Raw genomic sequence first — 22532 nt, 5'->3', positions numbered from 1 at the left:
TTAGACTGCGGCGCACCCGGTGAGTGGAGGAATGGCGTGGACGAGACCCTGCCCCAGGGGGCACAGCCCGGACCCGCGCCGCAGAAGGGCACCGTGACGCAGCGCGCCATCGAGCAGATCAAGGCGTTGATCGCGGAGGGCCGGCTGGAGCCGGGCCAGCGCCTGCCCACCGAGCGCGATCTCGCCGCCCAGCTCGGCATCTCCCGCAGCTCCATGCGCGAGGCGATCCGCGCACTCACGGTGCTCGGCGTGCTGGAGGCCCGCCACGGCTCCGGCATCTACGTCACCCAGCTGGAGGCCGGCGACCTCCTGGAGACCTTCGGCGTGGTCGCCGACCTGTCGCGGGGCCCGCGCCTGGTGGAGCTCCTGGAAGTGCGCCGCATCCTCGAGTCGACGGCGACGGCACTGGCGGCGGCCCGGATCACCCCGGACCAACTGGCCGAGGTCGAGAAGCACTTGACCGCGATGAACGCCACCGACGACCCCGAGGAGATCCTCGCCCACGACCTCGCCTTCCACCGCGAGATCGCGGCCGCCGCCGGCAACGACACCATGGCGGCCATCCTGGAGGGCCTGTCCTCGCGCACGTTCCGCGCCCGCGTGTGGCGCGGCTACCAGGAGGAGGGCGCCTTCGCCCGCACCCGCCGCGAGCACGCGGCGATCCACCGCGCCCTGGTCGCCCACGATCCGGAGGCGGCGCGGGCGGCGGCGGCCGCGCATGTGGGCGAGGTGGAGCAGTGGCTGCGCTCGCAGCTCAGTGGGTGACCGCGCCCCGTACGGTTACGGGACCTTCGGCAGTGGTGCTCCGGTCCGGCGCATCGCCCGAGGCCGACGCCTGCCAGGGGCCGGCGATCGAGCCGTCCGGTTCCCAGCCGAATCTGCGCAGCCGCAGGCTGTCGTCCACGCGCCCGGCGGTGTGCAGCAGCTGGACCGCGCGCGGCAGGGCGAGCGGGTAGCCGCAGTCCGCGGCCTCCTGGTACCAGGCCACGGCGTCGTCGACACGGCCTTGGTCCAGGAGAAGTCCGGCGCCCTGCCACAGGCAGTTGACGTCTCCTGTGGCATGCGCGTGCTCCCGCAGCCACACGAGGGCGTCCGCCGGTCGTTCCCCCCGTGCCAGCATGTCGGCGGCCTCCCGGCCGGCATGGGGGTTGCCCTGCTCGGCCGCGCGCCGGTACCAAGTGAACGCCTCGTCGACCCGGCCCGCCTCGGCCAGGACCCGGGCCGAGGTGCGTGCCGCCTCCGTGTCTCCGGCTTCCGCCCGGCGCTGCAGCCAGCCGAGTGTCTCCTCCGTCCGGCCCGTCTCGACGCTCAGCTCGACGACCCGCTCGAGGGCAGGACGACTGCCGGCGTCGGCCGCCTGCTGATACCAGCCGATCGCCTCGTCCGTCCGGCCGGCCTCTTCCAGCATCCCGGCCACCGTGTCCACGATCTCTGTGCCGGGCATCGACCGGACCCCGTACGGGGCGAAACGCAGCACGTCGCGGGCGTCGGTCGCCCGGCCCTCTTCGCACAGCAGAGCGACGAGGGACCACAGTCCGTCATCGCTGCCTGCCGCCGCGGCCCGCCGGTAGGCGTCCAGGGCGGCGTCCGTCCGGCCGGCCTCTCGCAGCATGCTCCCCACCGCCCACAACGCGTCGGCGTCTCCGGCGTCGGCCCGCTCCTGGAGCAGACCGAGTGCATCGTCCACGTCGCCCAGTTCGGCCAGCAGTTCGGCAGCGCTCTCCAGCCCGTCGTCGTGGCCGGCGTCTGCGGACCGCCGGTACCACTGCACCGCCTCGCGCACCCGGCCGGCCTCCCTGAGTTTGGCGGCGGCGACCCGCGGGGCGTCGCCATCACCGCTGTCGGCGCGCTGCCCCAGCCGTGTCACTGCCTCGTCCAACCGCTCTCGTTCGCCCGGCGCGCGGGCCACGGCCCAAAGGTGGTTGTCACGGCCCGTCTCGGCGGCCCGCCGGTACCAGTCCAGCGCCTGATCCACGCGTTCGGCCGCATTCAGCATCCGCGCCGCCGCCCACACCGCGCCGGTGTCTCCGCCGTCGGCGGCCCGCCGATACCAGTCCAGCGCCTCGCTGGTGTGTCCAGCCTCCCCGAGCAGCTCTGCGAGCGGCCCGAAAGCGTCGGCATCGCCGGCGTCGGCGGCACGCCGGAACCAGACGAGTGCCTCGTCCGTGCGGTCGACGTCGCGGAGTTTCTCCCCCATGGCTCTCATGGCCTGCGGATCGCCCTGCTCGGCACGGCATTGCAGCCCGGCGAGCGTCTCCTCCGTACTCTCACCGGTTTCCGGCGTGGCTTCCCGCTTGCCGAGGCGGCCCGGCTCCGGATCCCGAGTGGAACGGGCAGTGGCCTCGACCGCCCGTCCCAGCCACCTCGGCATGAGCGATGCTTCCCGTGCGGAATGAGGGTCGCCGAGAGCGGCGGCGCGCCCGTAGGCGTGGGCGGCCTCGTCGGTGCGGCCCGCCCTGGCCAGGAATCTGGCCGTGATGCGCCATGCCTGGCCGTCGCCGTTCTCCGCGAAGGGGCGCAGCCAGGCGATCGCCTCGTCGGCCCGGCCCGCTCGGTGCAGCAGGTGGGCCGCCGCCCGCAGGGCGTGGCGGTCACCGCAGCGAGCGGCTCGTTGATACCAGGGGATCGCCTCCTCGGGGCGGCCCGCCTCTTCCAGGAGCTCCGCCACTGCGGGCATCGCACGCTCGTCACCGGCTTCGGCTGCGCGCCGGTACCAGGACAGGGCCTCGCCGCTGCGCCCGTTCTCGTGCAGCATTTCGGCAGCCGCCCAGACGGCGCGCACGCCACCGCGGTCCGCCGCGCGCCGACAGCAGTCGAGGGCCTCGTCCGGCCGCCCGGCTTCGTCGAGCATGTCGGCCAGGGCCAGCAGGGCACTCGTATCGCCGGCCGTCGCGGCCGCGTCGTACAGACGGGCGGCGATCCGGAGCAACCCCCGATCGCGAGCCTCCCGGGCGAGCTTGAGCCTGTCGGCCGGGGCCGCATGGGCCTCAAGAGCGTTCCAGAGCGCTTCGGGGACGCGGGCCGTGCGCCGACTCTCGCGGCCGTGCTGGTCAAGGTAGTCGGCAAGTCTGAGGCAAGGCTCCGCCGGCAACTTCCGCCCGCCCCGCGGACGCAGCGGGCCGAGGGGTCCGCGAGTGCCGCGCAAGGGGCTCGCAACGGCGGCGAGCGCCATGGCCGGCCAGTCGTCGTCGAGGAGGTCCCACTCGTCGTCGGTGAGATAGCCCTCGGCACCGGCCTCGAGCAGTTTCAGGGGCAGCGCGAGGCCGTGGCCGAGGCGTCGGGCGTCCATCGCGGCCTCGATCAGGGCCCTGCCCGCGGCGGGGGCCGTGCGATAGCGCTCCAGCAGGGCGGGGGCGCCCGCCAGGTACTGGGTGATCTGCCCTTGTTCCGCGTGCTCGACGGCGTACTTGAGACGCGGGTCTTGCTCCGCGCCCCGGGCGGCCGCCAGCAGATCCAGCCCGCTGAAGGCGGTCGGGACCCGTACTTCGTGGCCGGTCAGCAGCGCGCGGGCCTGGGCATGGGGGTCGGTGCCGGCGCGTGCGGTCGGCGGGGTGGCGAGCATCGTCCAGTACTCGGGCCACACCGTGGCGAGGACCAGGACCGGGGCGCGGTCCGGGTCGCCGAGCAGGGTGCGCAGGCCGGCCGCCACGCGTTCGCCGAGGTCGGTGCCGGGGGTGAGGAGGTAGTGCTGGGCGTCGTTGAGCCACACCACGGTGCGGGGCGGCAGCCGCGCCAGGTCGGCGAGGGCCGCTTCGGGCCGCGTGGGATCGATCGGGTGCCACAGGCGCCACCCGGCGGGCAGGGCGCGCAGCGCTTCCCAGCAGGCCCGTGTCTTGCCCGTGGACGACTCGCCCACCAGCGTGACGAGACGGCTGCTGCCGGCTCCCGCCTCCGCCACGACGGTGTGCAGTTTCCCGTCGTGGTCGCGTTCGACGTAGACCGGTAGTTCCGGGAGTGCCGTGCCGCCGGGCGGCGCGTCGAGGTCGATGGCCCGGTGCACCTCCAGAGCGAAGGGATCGGTCACCGCGCACAGCGGCCTGCCGGGTCGCTCGTCCAGGTGCGCGTCGACCCACAACCCGCCGACCCGGGCGGCCAGTTCTTCGGTGTTCCAGCTGTCGCGGCGGCCGAGCACGATGGCCACGGCGATCGCGTCGGCCTGGTTGGGCGGTGCTTCGGGCGAACTGATGCAGCGTCGGATCGTGTCGCGTCCGGGTGCGCCGGTCAAGGAGTCGTCGGCGGCGATGTCTTCGGCGATCTCGTCCAGCGTCGGAGTGCCTGCCGCCAGGTACAGCCGGTACAGCAGGTCCTTCAGATCGCCCAGCGGACCCGGTCCCGCCCGCGCCCGTTCCAGGCGCCGAGGCCGCCTCGTCGGCGCGCCCCCGCCGTCGCCACTCATCGCACCATGCTCTCGCACCGGGCCGGTCCCGCGCGCCCGGCCGGCGCGGACACCGCGTCCCGCGCCTCACTCGTCGCAACTCGGAGTCGGCGCCAGGACGGGCCCCAGGCTCTTTCCGGACCGGTCGTGCCGAGCCGAACCGCGAACACCTCTGCTGGAGGACCCATGTGCCTTGACCGCAAGACCGAAGACCACAAGTGCCGCAATCGAGCGGCGCGTTCGGAAGGGCTGAGGGTGGAGCGAGCCCTGCTGACCGGCTTCGTCACCGGGCTCACCCGGGCGGTGGTCGCCTGGCTGCTGGATCTGGTCCGCTCCTGACCACGGCGCCCGGTTGCGCAGTCGCGCGATGCGCCGACGCACGGCGAGGGCCGTATCCCGAGGCACCATATGCCCCGGCTCGGCCCCGTCGTGGCATCGGCGCAAACGCCCCTTCCAACAGGTCCGTTCACGAGCCTGCCGGCTGCTGTGGCCGGGGACCGCGAAGACCCGGCGGGCCGCAGGCCGCCCGGTTCAGCCGCCCGCCGCGGGCAGCGACGCATCCGCGCGCCGGCCCTGCGTCTCTGCCCACTCCCGCAGTTCGTTGCCGCCCACCTCCTCGATCGCCGCCTGCAGCGCGGCCCGCGCCGTCGCGTCGCGTTCCGTCGGCGCCAGCAGCAGGTAGCGGTCGACGGCTCGGCGCAGGGTCTCGCGGGACTGCGCGGCGACGATCCAGCGTGAGCCGGGGTTGTACAGCTGGCGCATGCCGGTGAAGAAGACGGCGCCGCCGGCTATCAGGGCGGTCAGCCATGCCGGAGCGTGCAGCCCGGCGGCCACGACCGTCGCCGACGTGGAGGCGAGCGCGCCCAGTTCCGTCGCGTGGTGCAGGCGTCTGGCCCGGTCGCGCGTGCGCCCGTAGAACGCCAAGTCCTGCCGCGCGAGGGCCAGCACCGGGTCCGGCTGCGCGGACCAGTCCGGGTCGATGACCGTTCTTCGTCTCATCAACCCATCATCGAGGGCGCACGCACACCGAGGAAAGCCGACCGGGCGGCCGTCGGGCTGCCGGCGCCGCCTCGGTCGGCGGGCGCTCCAACTGGTCCGCTGTCAGCCCTGCTTCTTGAGGACCGCCTCCATCACCTTCCGTGCGATGGAGGCGGACAGGCCGCCGCCGGGGCTGTCGCCCTGACTGGCGTCCTCGTCCTCGACCACCACTGCCACGGCAACCGGCGGCGTGCCTTCGGCCGCCTTGGCGTACCCGATGAACCAGGAATACGGCTTCGCCATGTCCTTGACGCCGTTTTGGGCGCTGCCGGTCTTGCCGCCCACCGTGACGCCGGTGATCCGCGCGTTCCGGGCGGTGCCGCCCTCGACGACCGTCTCCATCATCGACTGCAGGCTCCGGGCGTTCTTCTGCGACAGCGGACGCTGCTCCTCCTCGGTTCCGTGTTCGTCGCTGCCCACCGGTGCCTCCTGCACCAGATACGGATACTTGAGGCTGCCGTCGTCGGCGATGGCCGCAGCGACCCTGGCCATCTGGAACGGGGTTGCCCTGTTGTCGTACTGGCCGATGGCGGCGAGCCCGTTCTGCAATGCGAGGGTGTCCTCCGGATAGACCGAGACGGCGGTGCTCATCTTGATCCACTCACTCTTGCCGAAGCCGAACTTCTTCGCCTCTTTCATGATCGCGTTCTGCGGCAGATCCACGCTGATCTTGCCGAATACGACGTCGCAGGAGTACCGCAACGCCTGCCGGAGGCTGGCGTTCGTGCAGTGCGTGCCGTCCGAGTTCTTCAGGCCGGTGGCGGCTCCCGGCAGCGTCCACGACGCGGGCGAGTTCGTGGCCTCGTCGGCGTTGGTGTAAAGGCCGTGCTCCAGTGCCGCGGCCGCTGTGATCACCTCGAAGGCGGCGCCGGGCGGGTAGAGCTGATCCAGTGCCCGGTTCAGGAGCGGCTTTTGAGGGTCTTTCCCCAGCTTCTCGTAGGCGGCGCGGTCCCGCTCGGAGTTGCCCGCGAACGCCGACGGATCGTAGGAAGGGGTGGAGACCAGGGCGAGGACGGCACCGGTGCCCGGATCGAGGGCGACGACGGCGCCCTGCCTGCCGCCCAGCCCGTCGTAACCCGCCTTCTGTGCTGCGGCGTTGATGGTGGTGAGGATGTCTCCGCCCTTGTGCTGAGCGGCTCGGGTCGCGGCCAGAACGTCGTTCTCACCGTCCTCGAGACCGGTGAACTTCTCGAGGGCCTGCGAAGCGTGGCCGGTGACCGGCGCGTACAGCTTGCCGTCGGTGTACGTGCGCCGGTAGCGCAGTGTTCCGCCGGTGTCCTCGGAGCCGGTGACGGCGTGACCCTGCACCAGGATGTTCCCGCGCGGCCGGTCGAAGCGGCCGACCTTGACGTCGGGCTGAAGCAGCACCAAGGCGAGGACGAGGGCCGCGGCGAGCCAGACGCTCGTACGGGTCAGGAGCCACCGTCGGCGGAGAGCCCGCGACAGGAGCGTGCCGGTCGCCACCGCGTGCAGCGCGGTGCCGGCGCCGAAAAGGAGGAAGTCCACCCGGAAGCCGTAGGAGCCGACGCCCAGGACCACGGCGGACACGGTGCACAGCCCAGCCTCGACTGCGCTCCACCTCAGCACGGCGTCGGCGGTCTTCTGCCGCGCCCCACGCCACAGCGCCGCCGACAGCGCCGCGCAGGCGCAGGCCGCCGTCGCGCCGAGCACGCCGAAGGCAAGGACCGCCGACAAGGCACGCTCCGCGACACCCGCCGCCAGCACAGCGGCGGCGGCCAGCAGCAGCGCGGCAGCCCCCGCATGCAGTCCGGCCGGAAGGCGCAAGCCCCGATTTCGCCCGCCCGGCTCCCCGGGCGACGATCGGTCTGCCTCACCCGCCAAGGGCGCGATGATCTCCGCCCGGACCGTCAGCGTCAACTCCCCCGTTGCGGTCCGCACGTCCACACGGGCCTCGCGCACCCCCGGCTCCTTCGCGAACGCCGACAGTGCGAGTCCCTGAGGGATGGGGCGGACCCGCACCCACCCGTCCGCCGACGCCTTCAGGTGCGCGCGCACCACCGGCGGGCCGAGCACCGGCACCTCGATCTCGGCCGCCGACTGCCCTGCAGGTGTCACGCCCAGGTCCCAGTGGGTCTGCGCGATCCGCGGAGCGACGGCGGCGAGGGACTGCCGTGCCGCCTCGGAGACGCGCCGGCTGTCGTCCTCGGCAAGCCGCCGCAGCGCGGCGAGGGCGGCCAGCGCGACCGGCGGGTCCGGTCCTTCGAGGACCGCCTGAAGATCCGCTACGGCCCACAGCCGCTGTTCCGGTTCCGCCGACTCCGCTCGGGCCAGCGGGGCACCGGGGAGGAGGGTGCCGTCACGGCGCGCCGCCCGGGCGATGACGAGGTCGCCGTGGGCCCCGAACATCCACAACTGCGGGTTCTGGTTCGGGGTGACGGCACGCACCTGCTGGCCGATGTACTCCGCCAGTTCCGCCAGTCCGACGTCGCCGTCCCCGCCCAGATCCGCCTCGCCGGTCCGCAGGCCCTCCACCAATGCACCGGTGAACAGTGACGGTCCGGGCGGGTCCAAGGGGCCGGCCTCCATGGTCGAACCGGCGGCCTCACCGGCCACGACCCGGCTGCCCTCGAAGGCGTACTCGACGGCACTCGACGCGGTCAGCACGGCCCGGCCGCGTTCACCCGCCACGCGCTCCAGTGCGGTGAAGTTGTCCTCGACGTGCACCTCGGTGTCCGCCCGGCTGAACATGCCGCGCTCGAACGCCCCGGCGTAGCAGCAGTCCAGCAGCACGGCTGCGCGGCCGGCCCGGCTGCGCATCATCAGCCGGCTGACGTACTCGGCCGGTATCGCCGTTGATTCCAGGCGGGTGTGCATGGTGTCGGACGCGGCGAGGAAGAGTTTGCCCCCCTCGTCCTTCAAGCCGTGGCATGCGAAGTGCAGCAGGAGGGTGTCCGCGGCCATGCGGTCGGCGAAGAAGTCCTCTACCCTGCGGCGCAGTTCGTGCGCGCCCGGGTCGTCCAGCACTTCCACCGAGAAGTCGCCGATGGCGGGATCGCCGAGCACCCGGGCGAGATCCGTGGCATCGCGCCTCGGCGCTCGCAGCCCGCGCAGCGTGTCGTCCTCGTAAGTGCCGACGGCCACCAGGAGCGCATGGCGCCGCCGCTCGCTCATGGCCCGTCCGCCCTCACCGCCGCGAGCCACTCCTCGGCCAGCCGTCGTTGGTCCGCGCTGTCGACACCGGTCAACTCCAGTCGGTTTCCGCGGAGTTCAAGCACCACCGAGCGGCGATCGGACCGGCCGATCCAGTCCCGAACCACCGTGACCACGGCCTCCAGCACCGGCAGTGCGGGCTGTAGCGCGATGGCCAGCGCGCCGACGGCCTCGGCGGCTGCGGACCGGCTGCCGGGCGGCGCGGGCCCGAGGGCCGGCGGGCCCACCCGCTCAACGTCCAGGGCCAGCAGATCCTCACGCAGCGCTTCCCACCGCCAGGCCGGCACGACGGCCGCTTCGTCGTGTCTGACAGCGACGATGCTCAACTCTCCGGACATGAGCCCTCCCCCGCGCGGGGCCCGGCACATGGAGCGCGACAGGACCTCGCCGCGTCCAGTCTGGCAGCCTTCCCGCCGGGCGGGAGCAGGTTCTGACACCCCATCAGCGACTGTGGCCGACACTCGCCCGTCCCGCCCCACGCGTCCGGTCCCGCCCCGCCGGTACGGCGCTACGCAGCGCTACGCCCGCCGCAGTCGCAGCGTCACCAGCTCGAAGGGGCGCAGCCGTACGGCAATGCGGTCGCCGTTGCGCTCGATCGAGACGCCTTCGGCCGACGGCCGCTCCAGCAGATCGGTCGCCGTGGCGTCGGCGACCTCGAACCCGGCGGTCAGCACGGCCCGTGCCCGTCCCCCATGCGCCTCGTGGAAGCGGACCACCACATCGCCGCTGCCGTCGTCGGCCAGCTTGACCGCGGTGGCCACGACCGCCTCGTGATCGAACGTCACCAAGGGGGCGACGTCTCCTGCCCCGTTGATCCGCGTCTGGGGCAGGTTGATCCGCCACCCTTCCCGCACCGCGTCCCCGATCCCCGCCCCGGGCACCAGCGCATGCCGGAAGCGGTGGACGCCCTGGTCGGTCTCCGGGTCCGGGAAGCGCGGGGCGCGCAGCAGCGACAGCCGGACCGTGATGGTCGTACCGCGGTCGCCGGCGGTGCGGACCGTGCGGGTCACGTCGTGGCCGTACGTCGAGTCGTTGACGACCGCCACGCCCCAGCCGGGTTCCTCGAAGTGGACGAAGCGGTGGTTGCAGGCCTCGAACTTGGCGGCCTCCCATGAGGTGTTGGTGTGCGTGGGCCGGTGGAAGTGCCCGAACTGGGTCTCCGACGCATACCGTTCGGCGTGCACGTCCAGCGGGAAGGCGAGCTTGAGGAACTTCTCCGTCTCGTGCCAGTCCACCTCCGTGTCCACCACCAGCCGCCGCTCCCCCGGCGGCAGCGACAGCGCCTGCGTGAGGTGCGAGGCGCCGAAGGACCGCGCGATCCGCACCGACGTGCCGTCCTCGCCAGGGACCACCTCGTCGGCATCCGTGAGATCGGTGACCGTGTTGCGGTAGAACTCGTCCACGTCCCAGGCGTCCCACATGTTCGGGAAGTCGGGATGGAGCTGGAGTAGGTTCGCGGCGCGGCCCGGGGCGATCGTCTCCCGGTCGGCTTCGATGTCGTAGGCCGATACGACGAGGCCCTGGGCGTCGATCTCGATGCGCAGCAGGCCGTTGTCGAGGACGAGTCCGCCGTCGGGGCGCGGGGTCAGGGTCGTCCTGCCCTCGGTGGTCGCGGTCCCCGCACCGCCCGCCGGGATCCCGTGACGGGTGTGCGGCGCCGAGTTGAAGACGAGCAGCGTCGATCCCTCACCGGCCAGGGCGCGTTGGGCCGCATCGATGATCGCATCCAGTTCGGCCGCCACGCGTTCGTACGTCGCCCGCGCCTCCCGGTGCACCCATGCGATCGACGAGCCGGGCAGGATGTCGTGGAACTGGTGCAGCAGCACCGTCTTCCAGATGCGGTCCAACTCCTCGTACGGATAAGGGAATCCGGTGCGTACGGCGGCCGTGGCGGCCCAGAGCTCGGCGTCCCGGAGGAGGTGTTCGCTGCGCCGGTTGCCCTGCTTGGTCTTCGCCTGGCTGGTGAGGGTGGCGCGGTGGAGTTCGAGGTAGAGCTCGCCGACCCAGACGGGCGGTTCGGGGTATTCGGCCTCGGCCTTCTCGAAGAATTCGTGCGGGGTCTCCCAGACGACCCGCGCCGAGCCCTCCAGGTCCCGTAGCCGGGCGGCCTTCGCGACCATCTCACGCGTGGTGCCGCCGCCTCCGTCGCCCCAGCCGGTCGGCGCGAGGGAGTGGCGGGCGACGCCCTTGTCCTTGAAGTTGCTTGCTGCGTGGGCGATTTCGCTGCCCTTCATGGAGCAGTTGTAGGTGTCGACGGGCGGAAAGTGCGTGAAGATCCTGGTGCCGTCGATGCCCTCCCAACGGAAGGTGTGGTGCGGGAACTTGTTGGTCTGCGACCAGGAGATCTTCTGTGTCAGCAGCCACTTGGCACCGGCGGCCTTGATGATCTGCGGGAGCCCGGCGGCGAAGCCGAAGGTGTCGGGCAGCCACGCCTCGTCGTTCTCGATGCCGAACTCGTCGAGGAAGAACCGCTTGCCGTGCACGAACTGACGGGCCATCGCCTCCGAGCCCGGCATATTGGTGTCCGACTCCACCCACATCCCGCCGGCCGGCACGAACCGCCCGTCCGCCACCGCCTTCTTCACTCGCGCCCACACCTCGGGCCGGTGCTCCTTCACCCACGCCCACTGCTGGGCCTGCGACATGGCGAAGACGAAGTCGGGCTCGTCGTCGAGGAGCGTGGTCATGTTGGAGGTCGTACGGGCGACCTTGCGGACCGTCTCGCGCAGCGGCCACAGCCAGGCGGAGTCGATGTGGGCGTGGCCGACGGCGCTGATGCGATGGGAGGAGGGTGCAGCGGGTACGGACAGGACGTGGGCCAGGCGTGCACGGGCCTCCCCGGCTGTGCCGTTGACGTCCTGCAGGTCCACCGCGTCGAGCGCCTTCTCCACCGCGCGCAGGATCTCCCAGCGCCGCGCCGACTCCACCGGCAGCTCGGCCATCAGCTCGCCGAGCACCTCGAGGTCGATCACGAGCTGCCACACCGTCTCGTCGAAGACGGCGAGGTCCATGCGGGCGAGGGTGTACTGCGGTGCGCTGCCGGCGGTCTCCTTGTCGCCCAACTGGGTGGGCAGGAAGGGGTGGTAGTCGAGGATGACGGGGTTGGAGGCGGCCTCGACGTGCAGGCGCACCTCTTCACCGCCCGCGACGGGCGCGCCGACGCGCACCCACTGGTTGCGGGGATTGAGGCCCTTCACCGGGGTGCCGTCGGGCCGGTAGACCAGGCCCTCGCACTGGAAGCCGGGCATGTTCTCGTCGAAGCCGAGGTCGAGGATCGCCTCGACGGTCCTGCCGGCCCACGCCTCGGGAACCGTCCCGGTGACGCGGAACCAGCTGGTCCCCCACGGAGCACCCCAGCGGGCGCCCACCGCGATCGGCTCGGGTTCGGCCGCCAGCCCCTCGGCGACCGGCACCGGCTCGCCGGGCGCATGCCACACCGCGACCTCCAGCGGCACGGACTCGGGGTACACGGCAGGGCGGATGCGCTCGTCGAGGACACGCTTGAGACGGGCTTCGACCAGGCTGCGGTCGTCATGCATGCGGGGTGCTCCGTAGGTCTACCGGGGTCGTCCGGTGGCGGATGGTTACCAGGTGTGGGTCACGGTGACGGGGTCCGAGGCGGTGTACAGCTCCCCCACGGCCCGCAGCTCCAACCGGGCCGCCTGCTCGCCCTGTTCGGGCTGCAGCCCGGCGAGGAAGTAGGCCCGCTGGCAGGTGCCGCCGAGGAAACGGCGCGAGCCGTCGGGCAGCAGGCGGTGCAGGGTGTAGTGGCGTACGTCGCCGGGGGCGGGGTTCCAGGCGAGGCGTAGATCGCCTCCGGAGGCGGCGGTGATGCGCAGGCCGGAGGGGGCGGCGGGTGTCCCGACCGTCTCCCGAACCGCGAGCCCGCCGAGACGCCATTTCACCGGCCCGTCGGTCGCGGTAAGCCGCACACCGATGGCATGGATGGTGCCGGAGAGACCTGTGAGCGGGACGGTCACGGTCTGCCAGCCGTTGACCGAGTTCACATGCAGGTCGTTGACCGAGTTCACAGGCAGAAATGTGTACGGCGGCGTCGCACCGGGCGCGCTCGGCTCGGCGGTGGCCACGGCGAGCTCGACGTTCACAGCCCCCGCGTCGGTCCGGTGCGTCAGCTCGAAAACCGTGTCAACAGTGATCGGCAGCCGTGTCGCATACAACTCCACGGTCGTGGGTTCGTCCAGTTCACCGTCCACCAGCACGCTGCTGCCGCCCCGCCACGCCTCCGCGAAGTCGAACGAAACGGCCGGCCGCTCCCCCTCCGTCCGCACCACCCACCGCCGCGACGGCAGCCGGTCCTGCAGCCCGAGGTGATTCCACGGCGCGTCCGAGGTGACCACCCCGTCCTCGTACCACCGCAGCCCGTGCCCGGTGTTGAACACGCTCGCGAACGGCACCCCGGACACCGTCGACCGGTCCGCGACCGACACCGCGGGCGCCCGCCACGGGTCGGAGGCGTCGGGCTGCGACGGATCGAGCGAACGGCCGGTCCAGAACCGGTCGTCGGCAGCGTGGAAGTCGGCCGGAGTCCGGGACGCGGGCAGGTGGTTGCGGGTCCACTCGGGCCGGTAGAAGCCGATCGAGGTGATGTGGGCCTTGCCGGCCGGCACGATCGCGTCCCAGCTCACGCTCGTGTTCGACCCGTTGGACTCGACGTCGACGCCGGCCCACAACTCGTAGCGGCTGCGCCCCAGCTGATCCGCCTTCTGTCCGGATGAGGCCAGCGTGCTCGCACTCCACCGGAAGTCGACGAACATGTCGTCGGCGGCCTGGAAGAACGCCTGGTTCTGGCTGTTGAGCGCGCCCTGCCAGCTCACCGTGCCGTTGACGGTCATCGCGTCGTACCAGGTCACCCGCTGCCCCCGCGCGGCGGCGAGCGACTTGAGCTCTTTGACGAAGCCGAGCATGTCCGCACCCAGCGCCGCATCCCCGCCGCCGGTCTCGGCGTTGACGAACCACCCGTCGAAGCCGTACGCCGCCGCGACCGCGACAAGTTGGGCCGCCAGCGGATAGTGCCCGGAGGAGTCCTTCTGCACCAGGTCCCGCGTCCACTGCAACTGCCCGCCGTAGGCGGTCGGCGGCAGGAAGATGTTGCCGAGGACCGGCACGCCGTGGCGGTGGGCGGCGTCCACGATCGGCGCGTTCGGGGCGAGGATGAGCCCTTCACCGGACGAGCCGCCCCAAAACACCAGCTCGTCGACGTACGCCCAGTGCGTGAGCGCGTAGTAGTCGGCAGTGGCCGAGCCCTGTGAGGGGTTGCTGGAGGTCGGCCCGAAGGAGACCAGCGACTGGATGCGGGCCTGCCCCGAGCGCGCGGTGCTGTTCGCCGGTGTCGGGGTGAAGCGCGGCGCGAGCGGCACGGACGCGGCGTTGAAGGCGAGGTCCGCATCACCGGCGGCCGTCCAGGACTTGAGGCTGCGCCAGGTGATGCCGCTGCCCGGAGTGCCCGAGGGCAGCGAGTCCGGGTACCAGTACGAGGCGTACGGCGGGGTCGCGGCGGGGTCGGCCTTCGGTGCCGCGTTGGCGGGCAGCGGCGGAAGCAGAGCGGCCGCGGCGCCTGCGCCGGCGATCAGGACGGTGCGTCTGGTGGGGTTCACGAGCTGGTGCCTCCTTGTGGGGCGGGGAGTACCTGTTCGGGAGTGACGACTTCGGTGATGCCGCGGGCGACGAGGTGGTCCTTGTCGTCCGCGCGTGTGTCGAGGACGCTCGTGGGGCGGGCGCCGTCGGCGGTCAGCCGGAAGTAGGCGTCGAAGACAGGGCCGCCGGGGGCGCAGCGGGAACGTAGAACTGGATCTGCGGGGACGACGAGCGCCGTGGTACGGGGAGCGGCCGGGGGCGTGTCCGCGCGATCGGCTGCTTCCGCCAGCACCCGTGCCGTGTCCTTCGGGCGCCGGTCGTTCGTCAACAGGCCCAGCCCGTATTCGAGTTCGGGAAAGTCCGCGAGGTCCCGGGACACGTCGTGCGAGCACCACCAGGTGATGCCCCACAGGTCGGGGCAGTCGAGGGCGTTCGCGACGGTGGCCGCGGTGAAGGCGGCGGCGTGCTCGGGCGGGATCAGGGGTGCGGGCGCGCCGACCTCCTGGAGCCAGACGGGGCGGTGGGGGTGATCGGCCCAGGCCTTGCTCAGTTCGACGAGGTAGGCGGCGTGGTGTTCGGTCGGGACAGCGGTGCGGCCGTGCCGCTGTGCGGTGCCGTTGAACACCCAGGAGTGCACGGCGGTGACGGCGCCGTGCCGGGCGGCCTGGGCCGGGGTGAAGGGCATGTCGTCCTGGTACCAGGTCGCGTCGTACTCGGCGTGCAGATGCAGCTTGCCGGGGGCGCCCTGCTCGCAGGCGGCCAGCATGCGCGCCAGCCACGTGTCGATCTCGTCGGACGTGGCCCGGTCCGGGTCGGGATGAGGCGCCGCCGAGAACTGGTTGACCTCGTTGCCGAGGGTCATGCCGAGGAAGTTGGGGCGTTCGGCGAGAGCGGCGGCGAGAGTGCGCAGGTAGGCGGCCTGGCCGTCGAGGACGTCCGGGTCGGTGAACAGATTCCGTCGGTGCCAGGTCCGTGTCCAGGCCGGCAGGAAGTCGAAGCTGCTCAAGTGCCCCTGCAGAGCATCGACGTTGACGTCGAGCCCGCGCTCGGCGGCGGCGTCCACCAATGCGACGAGCTGCTCGACCGCCCGCGGCCGGATGAGGCTCCGGTTGGGCTGGAAGTACGGCCACAGCGGGAAGACCCGGATGTGGTCCAGGCCCAGCGCGGCGATGGAGTCGAGGTCGGCCCGTACGGAGTCGAGGTCGAAGTCGAGCCAGTGGTGGAACCACCCTTCACTGGGGGTGTAGTTGACGCCGAAGCGCACGGCAGAAGGCATGCGGAAGTCCTTGAGCTCAGGGGAGGTCAGCCCTTCACGGCCCCCTCGCCCACCCCGCGGAAGAAGTACCGCTGCAGACAGGCGAAGAGGGCGATCAGCGGTGCGACGGCGATGACCGTGCCCGCGGCGACGAGCCGTTCGTCGTTGGCGAAGGTGCCGTGCAGGTAGTTGAGGCCGATGGTCAGGGTGAACTTGGAGGGATCGCTCAGCACGATCAGCGGCCACAGGAAGTCGTCCCAGGCGCCCATGAAGGCGAAGATCGCGACGACGGCGAGAGTCCCCTTCACCGCGGGCAGCGCGATGCGCAGGAACCGCTGCCAGACGTTGGCGCCGTCGACGTAGGCCGCCTCCTCGATCTCGTACGGCAGGTTGAGGAAGGCGTTGCGCATCAGCAGCACGTTCATGGCGCCGATGCAGCCCGGCAGCACCACGCCCACCAGGGTGTTGTTGAGGCCCAGCTCCCGCATGGTGGTGAACTGGGCGATGATGATGCCCTCGACGGGCACGAGCATCGCCAGGATGAACACCAGCGTGGCCGCCCTCCGTCCCCGGTAGCGCAGTCGCGCCAGCGCATAGCCGGCAAGGGCCGAACCCACGCAGTTGGTCACGACGTTGGCGGTGGCCACCTTCAGCGAGTTGAACGCGTAGTCCCAGACGGGAATGGTGTCGGCGACCCGTTCGTAGTTGTGCAGGGTGGGGTGGCCGGGCAGGAAGCTCGGCGGAGAGCTGTAGATGTCCTCGGTCGGGCCTTTGAGCGAGGTGGACAGCTGCCAGAGGAACGGGCCGACGGTCAGGGCGAGTACGGCGAGCAACAGAACGTAGCGCAGGGCGAGTTCCCACACCCGGATACGGCGGCCGTGCTCGTCGGTGACGCGTACGCGGGGCTCCCGTGCGGGAGCCGGCGCCTGCACGGGTCGTACCTTCTCGACGACGCTCACCTCTCCTCCCTCCGGTCGGCGCGCAGCACGAGCAGCATCAGGGCGACGGTGACGACGAAGACGACGACCGAGATGGCGGAGGCGTAGCCGACGCGGCCGGTCAGGCCGGTGCCGGTGCGCTGGACGAGCATGACGAGGGTGGTGTCCTCGCCGGCCGGTCCGCCGCTCGGGCCCGCCATCAGGTACACCTCGGAGAACACCTTGAAGGCGGCGACCGAGGAGAGGGCGCCGACCAGGACCATGGTGGAGCGGACGGCGGGGACGGTGACGCTGAGGAAGCGGCGGAACGCGCCCGCGCCGTCGACCGCGGCGGCCTCGTGCAGTTCGCGGGGCACGTTCGCCAGCGCTGCCAAATAAATGATCATGTAGTAGCCGAGGCCCTTCCAGACCGTGACGGCCATCGCGCTCAGCAGGAGCAGCCACTGGTCGCTGAGGAAGCCGACCCGGCCGACGCCGACGGTCTCCAACAGGGAGTTGATCAGGCCGCGTTCGTCGAGCAGCCAGACCCAGATCAGTCCGACGACGACGATCGAGGCGACGACCGGGGTGTAGAAGGCGGACCGGAAGAAGGTGATACCGGGGATGTTCTTCTGCACCAGCAGCGCGAGCAGCAGGGGCAGGATCACGAGCGCGGGGACGACCCCGAGAACGTAGAGCGTGCTGTTGCGCAGCCCGATCCAGAACATGTCGTCGTGCAGCAGTGCGCGGAAGTTGGCGAGGCCCACGAACGTGCCCGGGATCAGGGTGCGGCGGTCGGTGAAGGCGTTGAGCAGCGTGGAGACGAACGGGTACAGGATGAACGCGCCGGTGATCAGCAGCCCGGGGGCGGCGAACAGCCAGGGGCTGGCGGGAAGTTGGCGCCGCACGCGCCTCACTCCCCTCGCACGCCGCACCCGGGACACGGCAGAAGTGGCCATCGCGCGCTACCCCTGCTGCTGGAGCAGCGTGTTGCAGGCTTTGACAGCGTTGTCGAGAGCCGCCTTGGGGCTCTCCTTGCCCTGCAGCGCCTTGGCGACCTCGTTGCGCAGCGCCGTCTTCATCTGCTCGCTGAACAGGACGGGCGTGTAATTGACCGCGTTCTTGAGCGACTTGGCGGCGGCGATGCGCACCCGTGTCTCGTCGGTCCCGTCCTCCTTGGTGAAGTACGGGTCGTCCAGCGAGCCGGCGGTGCTCGGGAAGATGGCGACCTTCTTGGCGAAGGACATCTGGTGCTCGGCGTCGGTGACCCAGTGCGCGAAGGCGACGGCGGCGGGCGTGTGCTTGGTCTTGGAGTTGACCATGACGCCCATGACGTACATGTTGACGTGGCCGGTGCTGGTGATCTGGTCGGTGATGCCGATGTTCTTGTACAGGTTCGGCGCGTTCTTCTTGAAGTTGCCGAGGTCGAGGGCGCTGCCGGGGTTCATGGCGACGGCCTCGGTGAGGAACTTCTTGCCGGACGACTCGGGCGTGGCGGTCAGCGCCTGCGGGTCGAGAGCCTTCGCATCGTACAACTCCTTGTATTTGGCGAGGAGTTGTACACCCTTGGCGTCGTTGAAGGTGAAGGCGGTGCCCTGCTTGTTCATGAGCTCGACGCCGTAGCGGCCGAAGTCCTCGATGGTGGGCACGTTGGCGAGGGTGGCGACCTTGCCGTCGCTCTTTTTCGCCAGCTCCAACGCGTCGGCGAAGAGTTCGTCGTACGTCTTCGGGGGCTGGTCGGGGTCGAGTCCGGCCTTCTTGAACAGGGACTTGTTGTAGAAGAGCGGCCCGGTGTTGAGGTACCAGGGGAAGGCGTACGTCCCGGTCATGCCCGGTATCTGGTGGCTGGCCCAGGCGCCCGCCAGGTACTCCTTCTTGTACTTCGCGGCGGCCTTGTCGAGGTCGAGGGCGAGGCCGGCCTTGGCGAGCGGGGCGACGAGGTCCGGGGAGACGTTGACGACGTCGGGCAGGGTGCCGCCGGCCGCGTCGGCGCTGATCTTGTCGGCGTAGCCCTCGGCGGGCTGGTCGACCCACTTCACATGGGTGTCCGGGTACTTCTTCTCGAAGTCGGCGATCACGCCCTCGAAGTACGACTTGAAGTTCGCGCGGAGGTTCCAGGTCTGGAAGGTGATGTCGCCCTCGATCTTGCCGGAGGCGTCGCCCGGACTCCCGCTGTCGCTCCCGGAGCCGCAGGCGCTCAGCGGCAGGAGGAGTGCGGAGACGGCGACAGCGGCGAATGTTCTGCGGGATGTGGGCACGGTGACACGGCTCCCCTGGGAGTGTCGGTGGCGGTGACGCCTGGGACCATGCCCGCGGCCTTCCGGGGAAGTCAATGGATTGGCTGCAACTAAAGAAATTCCCTCTTCATTAGTGCAGGTCAGAGGGGTACAGATGAAAACTTGCCAGACATCGCTAATGCGCTTTAGGGTTCTCACACTCAAGCGCATTAGCTGCAACCTGTCAGAAATGGGGCGCAACGTGCCGGCCAAGCGTTCCCCGGCCCGCAGGCCGACGATGAAGGACATCGCGCAGCGCGCCGGTGTCTCCGAGAGCGCTGTCTCCTTCGCGCTCAACGGCCGTCCCGGCGTCTCCGAGATCACCCGCGACCGGGTGCGCCGGGTCGCCGAGCAGCTGGGCTGGCGGCCCAGCGCGGCGGCCCGCCAGCTGTCCGGGGAGGGCGCGGCCACGGTCGGCTTCGTGCTCGCCCGCCCCGCGGACACGCTCGGGGTGGACTCGTTCTTCCTCCAACTCGTCTCGGGCATACAGGAGGTGCTGGCGGAGCGTCATCTCGGCCTGCTCTTCCAGGTGGTGGAGGACGTGGCCGACGAGTGCGCGGTCTACCGGCGCTGGTGGGCCGAGCACCGCGTGGACGGCGTCCTGGTCGTCGACCCGCGCACCGACGACCCGCGCCCCGACCTGCTCGACGAACTCGGCCTGCCCGCCGTGGTGATCGGCGGCGCCCCCGACGAACGCCACCCCGGCCTGTCGACGGTGTGGGCGGACGACGCGGGCGCGATGGCCTCGGTGGTGGACGAGCTGCACACGCTGGGCCACCGCCGGATCGTGCACATCGCCGGGCTGCCGGGCCTGGCCCACACCGAGCGCCGCATCCGCACCCTGCGCGCGGAGGCCGAGCGCCGGGGCCTGTCCGAGGTGGAGTCGGTGACCACCGACTACTCGGACGCGGAGGGCGCGGCCGTCACCCGCCGGGTCCTGCAGCGCCCCGCTCCCCCGACCGCCCTGATCTACGACAACGACGTGATGGCCGTCGCCGGGGTGGCCACCGCGACCGAACTGGGCTACTCCGTACCGGCCGACGTGTCGGTGGTGGCCTGGGAGGACTCGGCCCTGTGCCGCATGGTGAAGCCCTGGCTGTCCGCCCTGTCCCGCGACAGCGTGGAGTTCGGGCGTACGGCGGCCAGGGAGCTGACCGCGCTGGTGGACGGCGGACCCGCGCGGACGGTTCGGGTGCCGGTGCCTCGGGTGATCGTGCGGGACAGCACGGGGGCGGCGCGGGGGGCCTGATCCGGCGGCCAAGAGGAAGGGTGTCTCTCCCTTGCGGTACCCGCATCCCGGCGTATTCCCGACCCCCCGGTTCTCTGCTTAGCTGCCTCTCGACAGCCGCGGAGCACCGGGGGTTGCCACGCTGTCGCTCATCTACGGGGGTACGGCTGTGAAAGCCTCTCAGAGAATGTGATCTCACCCAGGCGTGATCCGGCGAGCAGCGCCGTCAGCACCGCGCGCCCCGCCTTTTCGTAGTCCCCACCGCTTCCCGCCGTGCGGCGTTGTGTGCCCGCACGGCGTCACGGACGCGCCCCCGCCCCGTCCGGGCCCGGTCGCGCTCCGCCCTGCCCTGCCCGCCCTGCAGCGGCCGGCAGGGGCACCGACACGCCCCGAGCACGAAGGAGGGTTCCTCATGCCTGTCAACGACCCGCTGGACCTCGACCACCTCAGGTCGGTACTCGACCAGGCGGGCAATCCGTGGCACATGACCACGACCAGCATGACGGCGCTCACCGAGGAGCAGCGTGTGGTGCGCCTCGGTGTCCCCGTCGAGTCCGGCGACCGCTCCGCGATCGAGAGCGCGAAGCAGAGCAACATCGCGGCCGCCGTGGCGGCGACCGCCGACTCGGTGGGCGCGCCCGCCGCGTTCGACCTGCGCAACATCGGCGGCGTGAACTACACGACGCCGGTCAAGAACCAGGGCTCGTGCGGTTCCTGCGTGGCGTTCGGCACCGTGGGCATGATGGAGCACGTCACGCGCTACAGCTACGGCGCGCCGTATCTCCCGGTCGACCTGTCCGAGGCGCAGGCGTTCTACTACTACGGCCGCCAGGCCGGCCGGAACTGCGGCAACGGCTGGTTCCCGGAGCCCCTCGCCGACCAGGCGCGCGACAACGGCATCACCATCGAGGAGTACTTCCCGTACACGGCGGGCGACCAGGACGCCTCGAAGCTGAACGCCGACTGGCCCAACCGGCTGGTGAAGATCCGCAGTTGGCAGTCGGTCACCAACAACCCGGCGGCGATGAAGGAGAACATCGCCAACTACGGTTCCATCACCGCCTGTTTCCTGGTCTACCAGGACTTCTTCAGCTACTCGAGCGGCGTCTACCGGCACCGCACCGGTGACCTCGCGGGCGGCCACTGCGTCACGCTCGTCGGCTACGACGACGCGCAGCAGTGCTGGATCGGCAAGAACAGCTGGGGTCCGGGCTGGGGCGATCAGGGTTTCTTCCGCATCGGTTACGGCGAGTGCGGCATCGAGACCTGGCACAACGTGGCGGCGCTCGGCACGTTCATCCACAACTGGCTGCCCGACCAGCGCATCCTCGCGCTGTGGAGCAACGAGGCCGACGCCAATGTGTGGGCGTACGGCGAGCTGCGCGGCTGGCTGAGCCTCAACGGTTCCGTCGGCGCGACCGACTCGGCGATGCTCGCCGAACTCGCCGCGTCCAAGGCGAACGGCGCCAAGGTCGGCCTGTACGAGGACAACGGCAGCGTCCAGCAGATCTATGCCTGGTGAGACCGCGGAACCAGGGAGAGGAGAGTACGACATGAGCCCGCAGAACAGCGGCCCCAAGCAGCCGAAGCAGCAGCCACCCACGACGCAGGCGGTCCGCTCCGCGGCCGAGCAGGACGAGGCCGGCCGGCCCGTACTGCTGCCGCCGGGTGTGGACGTCGGCCAGAACGGCAGCGCGCTTTCCGCGCCGGGCAAGCCGGCCAGCGATGTGATGGTCGCGCGGTTCGAGCAGTCGGCGTCCGGCGAGGCCCGGCCGACGATCACGCCCGAACTCCGCGGCGACCTGCAGGCGTTCGCGGCGGCGCAGGCCGCCACGGCGGTCACGGGAACTTGGACGCAGAACGCGATCGTCGACGCGATGTGGTCGATCAACCAGACCCGCAACGCCTTCCTGCACGTCAAGGGCGGCGCCTGGAAGAAGATCTTCAACGGCAGCGACTGGGCGTTCACCGCGCTGACGACGCTGGCCTCCCAGGCCCGCCAGACGGGCCGGCCGATCTCCTTCCGTGAGGAGGCGGACGGTCTGGTCCACGAGATCTATCTGCTGTAGCCCTTGTCACCCTGCTCGGCGAGGGGCCGCGTCCGATCGTGCCGGGCGCGGCCCCTCGCGCGTCACTCGACGGTGACGCGCAGCGCGTACCGGTCGGCCACGTCGTCGCCCCACGGCTGCCTGAGCACGAGCTCCAGCCGTCCCTCACCGGCCTTGGTCGGCCGCAGCCGCAGCACCCGGGTGCCTCCGGCGCCCGGCGCCAGGTCTTCCGGCGGCGCGTAGTCGCTGGCCGCCACCTCCAGCCCGCCCTCGAGACCCTCGACGTGCCACCGGTACCCGGTGGTGGCGTTCTCGGCCAGCCGCACCACAAGGTCGTCGCCGAGTCCCACGCGCACCTCGCCGTCCTGCGCCGACACGTGCACTTCACCCACGGGACCGCACCTCCTCGGCTCTGGTCCTATCGGTGTACCCCGCCTTCCGGGTCCTGGCCAGCCGCAGCGACGGCCGGATCGCCGGTCGCGGGCACGCAACAGGAACCCGCGTACGGTCGTTGTCGTACCGCGGAAGCCAGGGACTCGTCCGGTGCCGACATCGCGCGGTTCGCCCGCCTCCAACGGCGCTTCCTGGTCCGGGCGGTGCGCCGCCTCGCCGCCGAGGCAGGCATCCGC

Annotated in this window: 16 protein-coding genes; 5 read left to right on the top strand and 11 right to left on the bottom strand. The window is 71.3% G+C overall.

What is annotated here, in order from left to right:
- Positions 1-36: 36 nt before the first annotated feature.
- Complete coding sequence (locus ACFY10_RS22375) at positions 37-765, top strand: FadR/GntR family transcriptional regulator (RefSeq protein ID WP_390666921.1); 729 nt, start codon at positions 37-39, stop codon at positions 763-765.
- Here ACFY10_RS22375 and ACFY10_RS22370 read toward each other — a convergent pair.
- A complete protein-coding gene (locus ACFY10_RS22370; protein WP_390666920.1) occupies positions 755-4396 on the bottom strand; it encodes a tetratricopeptide repeat protein in 3642 nt (1213 codons plus the stop codon). The two genes, ACFY10_RS22375 and ACFY10_RS22370, sit on opposite strands and share 11 nt — an antisense overlap.
- A 165-nt stretch (positions 4397-4561) precedes the next feature.
- On the opposite strand from ACFY10_RS22370, the gene ACFY10_RS22365 reads away from it, so the two are divergent.
- The gene (locus tag ACFY10_RS22365) at positions 4562-4714 is read left to right on the top strand and encodes a hypothetical protein (protein WP_390666919.1); all 153 of its coding nucleotides are present in this window, start codon (positions 4562-4564) and stop codon (positions 4712-4714) included.
- 192 nt (positions 4715-4906) lie between these two features.
- Here the strand turns inward: ACFY10_RS22365 and ACFY10_RS22360 are convergent, their stop codons facing one another.
- The 9 genes from ACFY10_RS22360 to ACFY10_RS22320 all read right to left on the bottom strand — a co-directional run bounded on the left by ACFY10_RS22360 (position 4907) and on the right by ACFY10_RS22320 (position 18609).
- A complete protein-coding gene (locus ACFY10_RS22360) occupies positions 4907-5374 on the bottom strand; it encodes a DUF4231 domain-containing protein (protein ID WP_390666918.1) in 468 nt (155 codons plus the stop codon).
- A gap of 102 nt (positions 5375-5476) precedes the next feature.
- Positions 5477-8545 (bottom strand): penicillin-binding transpeptidase domain-containing protein, encoded by a 3069-nt coding sequence (locus ACFY10_RS22355; protein ID WP_390666917.1) that lies wholly within the window; start codon positions 8543-8545, stop codon positions 5477-5479.
- Positions 8542-8922: a hypothetical protein gene (locus tag ACFY10_RS22350; protein WP_390666916.1), complete on the bottom strand. Its 381-nt coding sequence runs from the start codon at positions 8920-8922 to the stop codon at positions 8542-8544. The genes ACFY10_RS22355 and ACFY10_RS22350 overlap by 4 nt, the downstream gene beginning before the upstream one ends.
- A 180-nt stretch (positions 8923-9102) precedes the next feature.
- A complete protein-coding gene (locus ACFY10_RS22345; protein WP_390666915.1) occupies positions 9103-12123 on the bottom strand; it encodes an alpha-mannosidase in 3021 nt (1006 codons plus the stop codon).
- Positions 12124-12168: 45 nt separating this feature from the next.
- Positions 12169-14199, bottom strand: coding sequence for an endo-beta-N-acetylglucosaminidase (locus tag ACFY10_RS22340; RefSeq protein WP_390666914.1), 2031 nt, complete (start codon positions 14197-14199; stop codon positions 12169-12171).
- Positions 14196-15455 carry a glycosyl hydrolase gene (locus tag ACFY10_RS22335; protein ID WP_390666913.1) on the bottom strand — a complete coding sequence of 420 codons (1260 nt, stop codon included), beginning with the start codon at positions 15453-15455 and terminating at the stop codon, positions 14196-14198. Before ACFY10_RS22335 ends, ACFY10_RS22340 begins: the two co-directional genes overlap by 4 nt.
- A 26-nt stretch (positions 15456-15481) precedes the next feature.
- Positions 15482-16393 (bottom strand): carbohydrate ABC transporter permease, encoded by a 912-nt coding sequence (locus ACFY10_RS22330; RefSeq protein ID WP_390666912.1) that lies wholly within the window; start codon positions 16391-16393, stop codon positions 15482-15484.
- On the bottom strand, positions 16390-17310 hold the full coding sequence (locus ACFY10_RS22325; protein WP_390666911.1) for a carbohydrate ABC transporter permease: 921 nt from the start codon (positions 17308-17310) through the stop codon (positions 16390-16392). Before ACFY10_RS22325 ends, ACFY10_RS22330 begins: the two co-directional genes overlap by 4 nt.
- A gap of 6 nt (positions 17311-17316) precedes the next feature.
- Positions 17317-18609, bottom strand: coding sequence for an ABC transporter substrate-binding protein (locus tag ACFY10_RS22320; RefSeq protein ID WP_390666910.1), 1293 nt, complete (start codon positions 18607-18609; stop codon positions 17317-17319).
- A 220-nt stretch (positions 18610-18829) separates the two neighbouring features.
- Between ACFY10_RS22320 and ACFY10_RS22315 the strand changes: the two genes are divergently transcribed.
- The 3 genes from ACFY10_RS22315 (at position 18830) to ACFY10_RS22305 (ending at position 21924) form a co-directional block, all read left to right on the top strand.
- Positions 18830-19876 carry a LacI family DNA-binding transcriptional regulator gene (locus ACFY10_RS22315; protein WP_390667112.1) on the top strand — a complete coding sequence of 349 codons (1047 nt, stop codon included), beginning with the start codon at positions 18830-18832 and terminating at the stop codon, positions 19874-19876.
- A 391-nt stretch (positions 19877-20267) separates the two neighbouring features.
- Positions 20268-21377 carry a C1 family peptidase gene (locus ACFY10_RS22310; RefSeq protein WP_390666909.1) on the top strand — a complete coding sequence of 370 codons (1110 nt, stop codon included), beginning with the start codon at positions 20268-20270 and terminating at the stop codon, positions 21375-21377.
- A gap of 31 nt (positions 21378-21408) precedes the next feature.
- Complete coding sequence (locus ACFY10_RS22305; RefSeq protein WP_390666908.1) at positions 21409-21924, top strand: hypothetical protein; 516 nt, start codon at positions 21409-21411, stop codon at positions 21922-21924.
- Between the two features lie 62 nt (positions 21925-21986).
- Here the strand turns inward: ACFY10_RS22305 and ACFY10_RS22300 are convergent, their stop codons facing one another.
- Positions 21987-22295 (bottom strand): protease inhibitor I42 family protein, encoded by a 309-nt coding sequence (locus ACFY10_RS22300; RefSeq protein ID WP_390666907.1) that lies wholly within the window; start codon positions 22293-22295, stop codon positions 21987-21989.
- Positions 22296-22532 lie beyond the last annotated feature (237 nt).

This window comes from Streptomyces sp. NPDC001401 (genome assembly GCF_042895385.1).
GTDB lineage: Bacteria > Actinomycetota > Actinomycetes > Streptomycetales > Streptomycetaceae > Streptomyces.
Note: the sequence above shows the minus strand (reverse complement) of the source record. Positions and strands in the feature narration are given on the sequence as shown.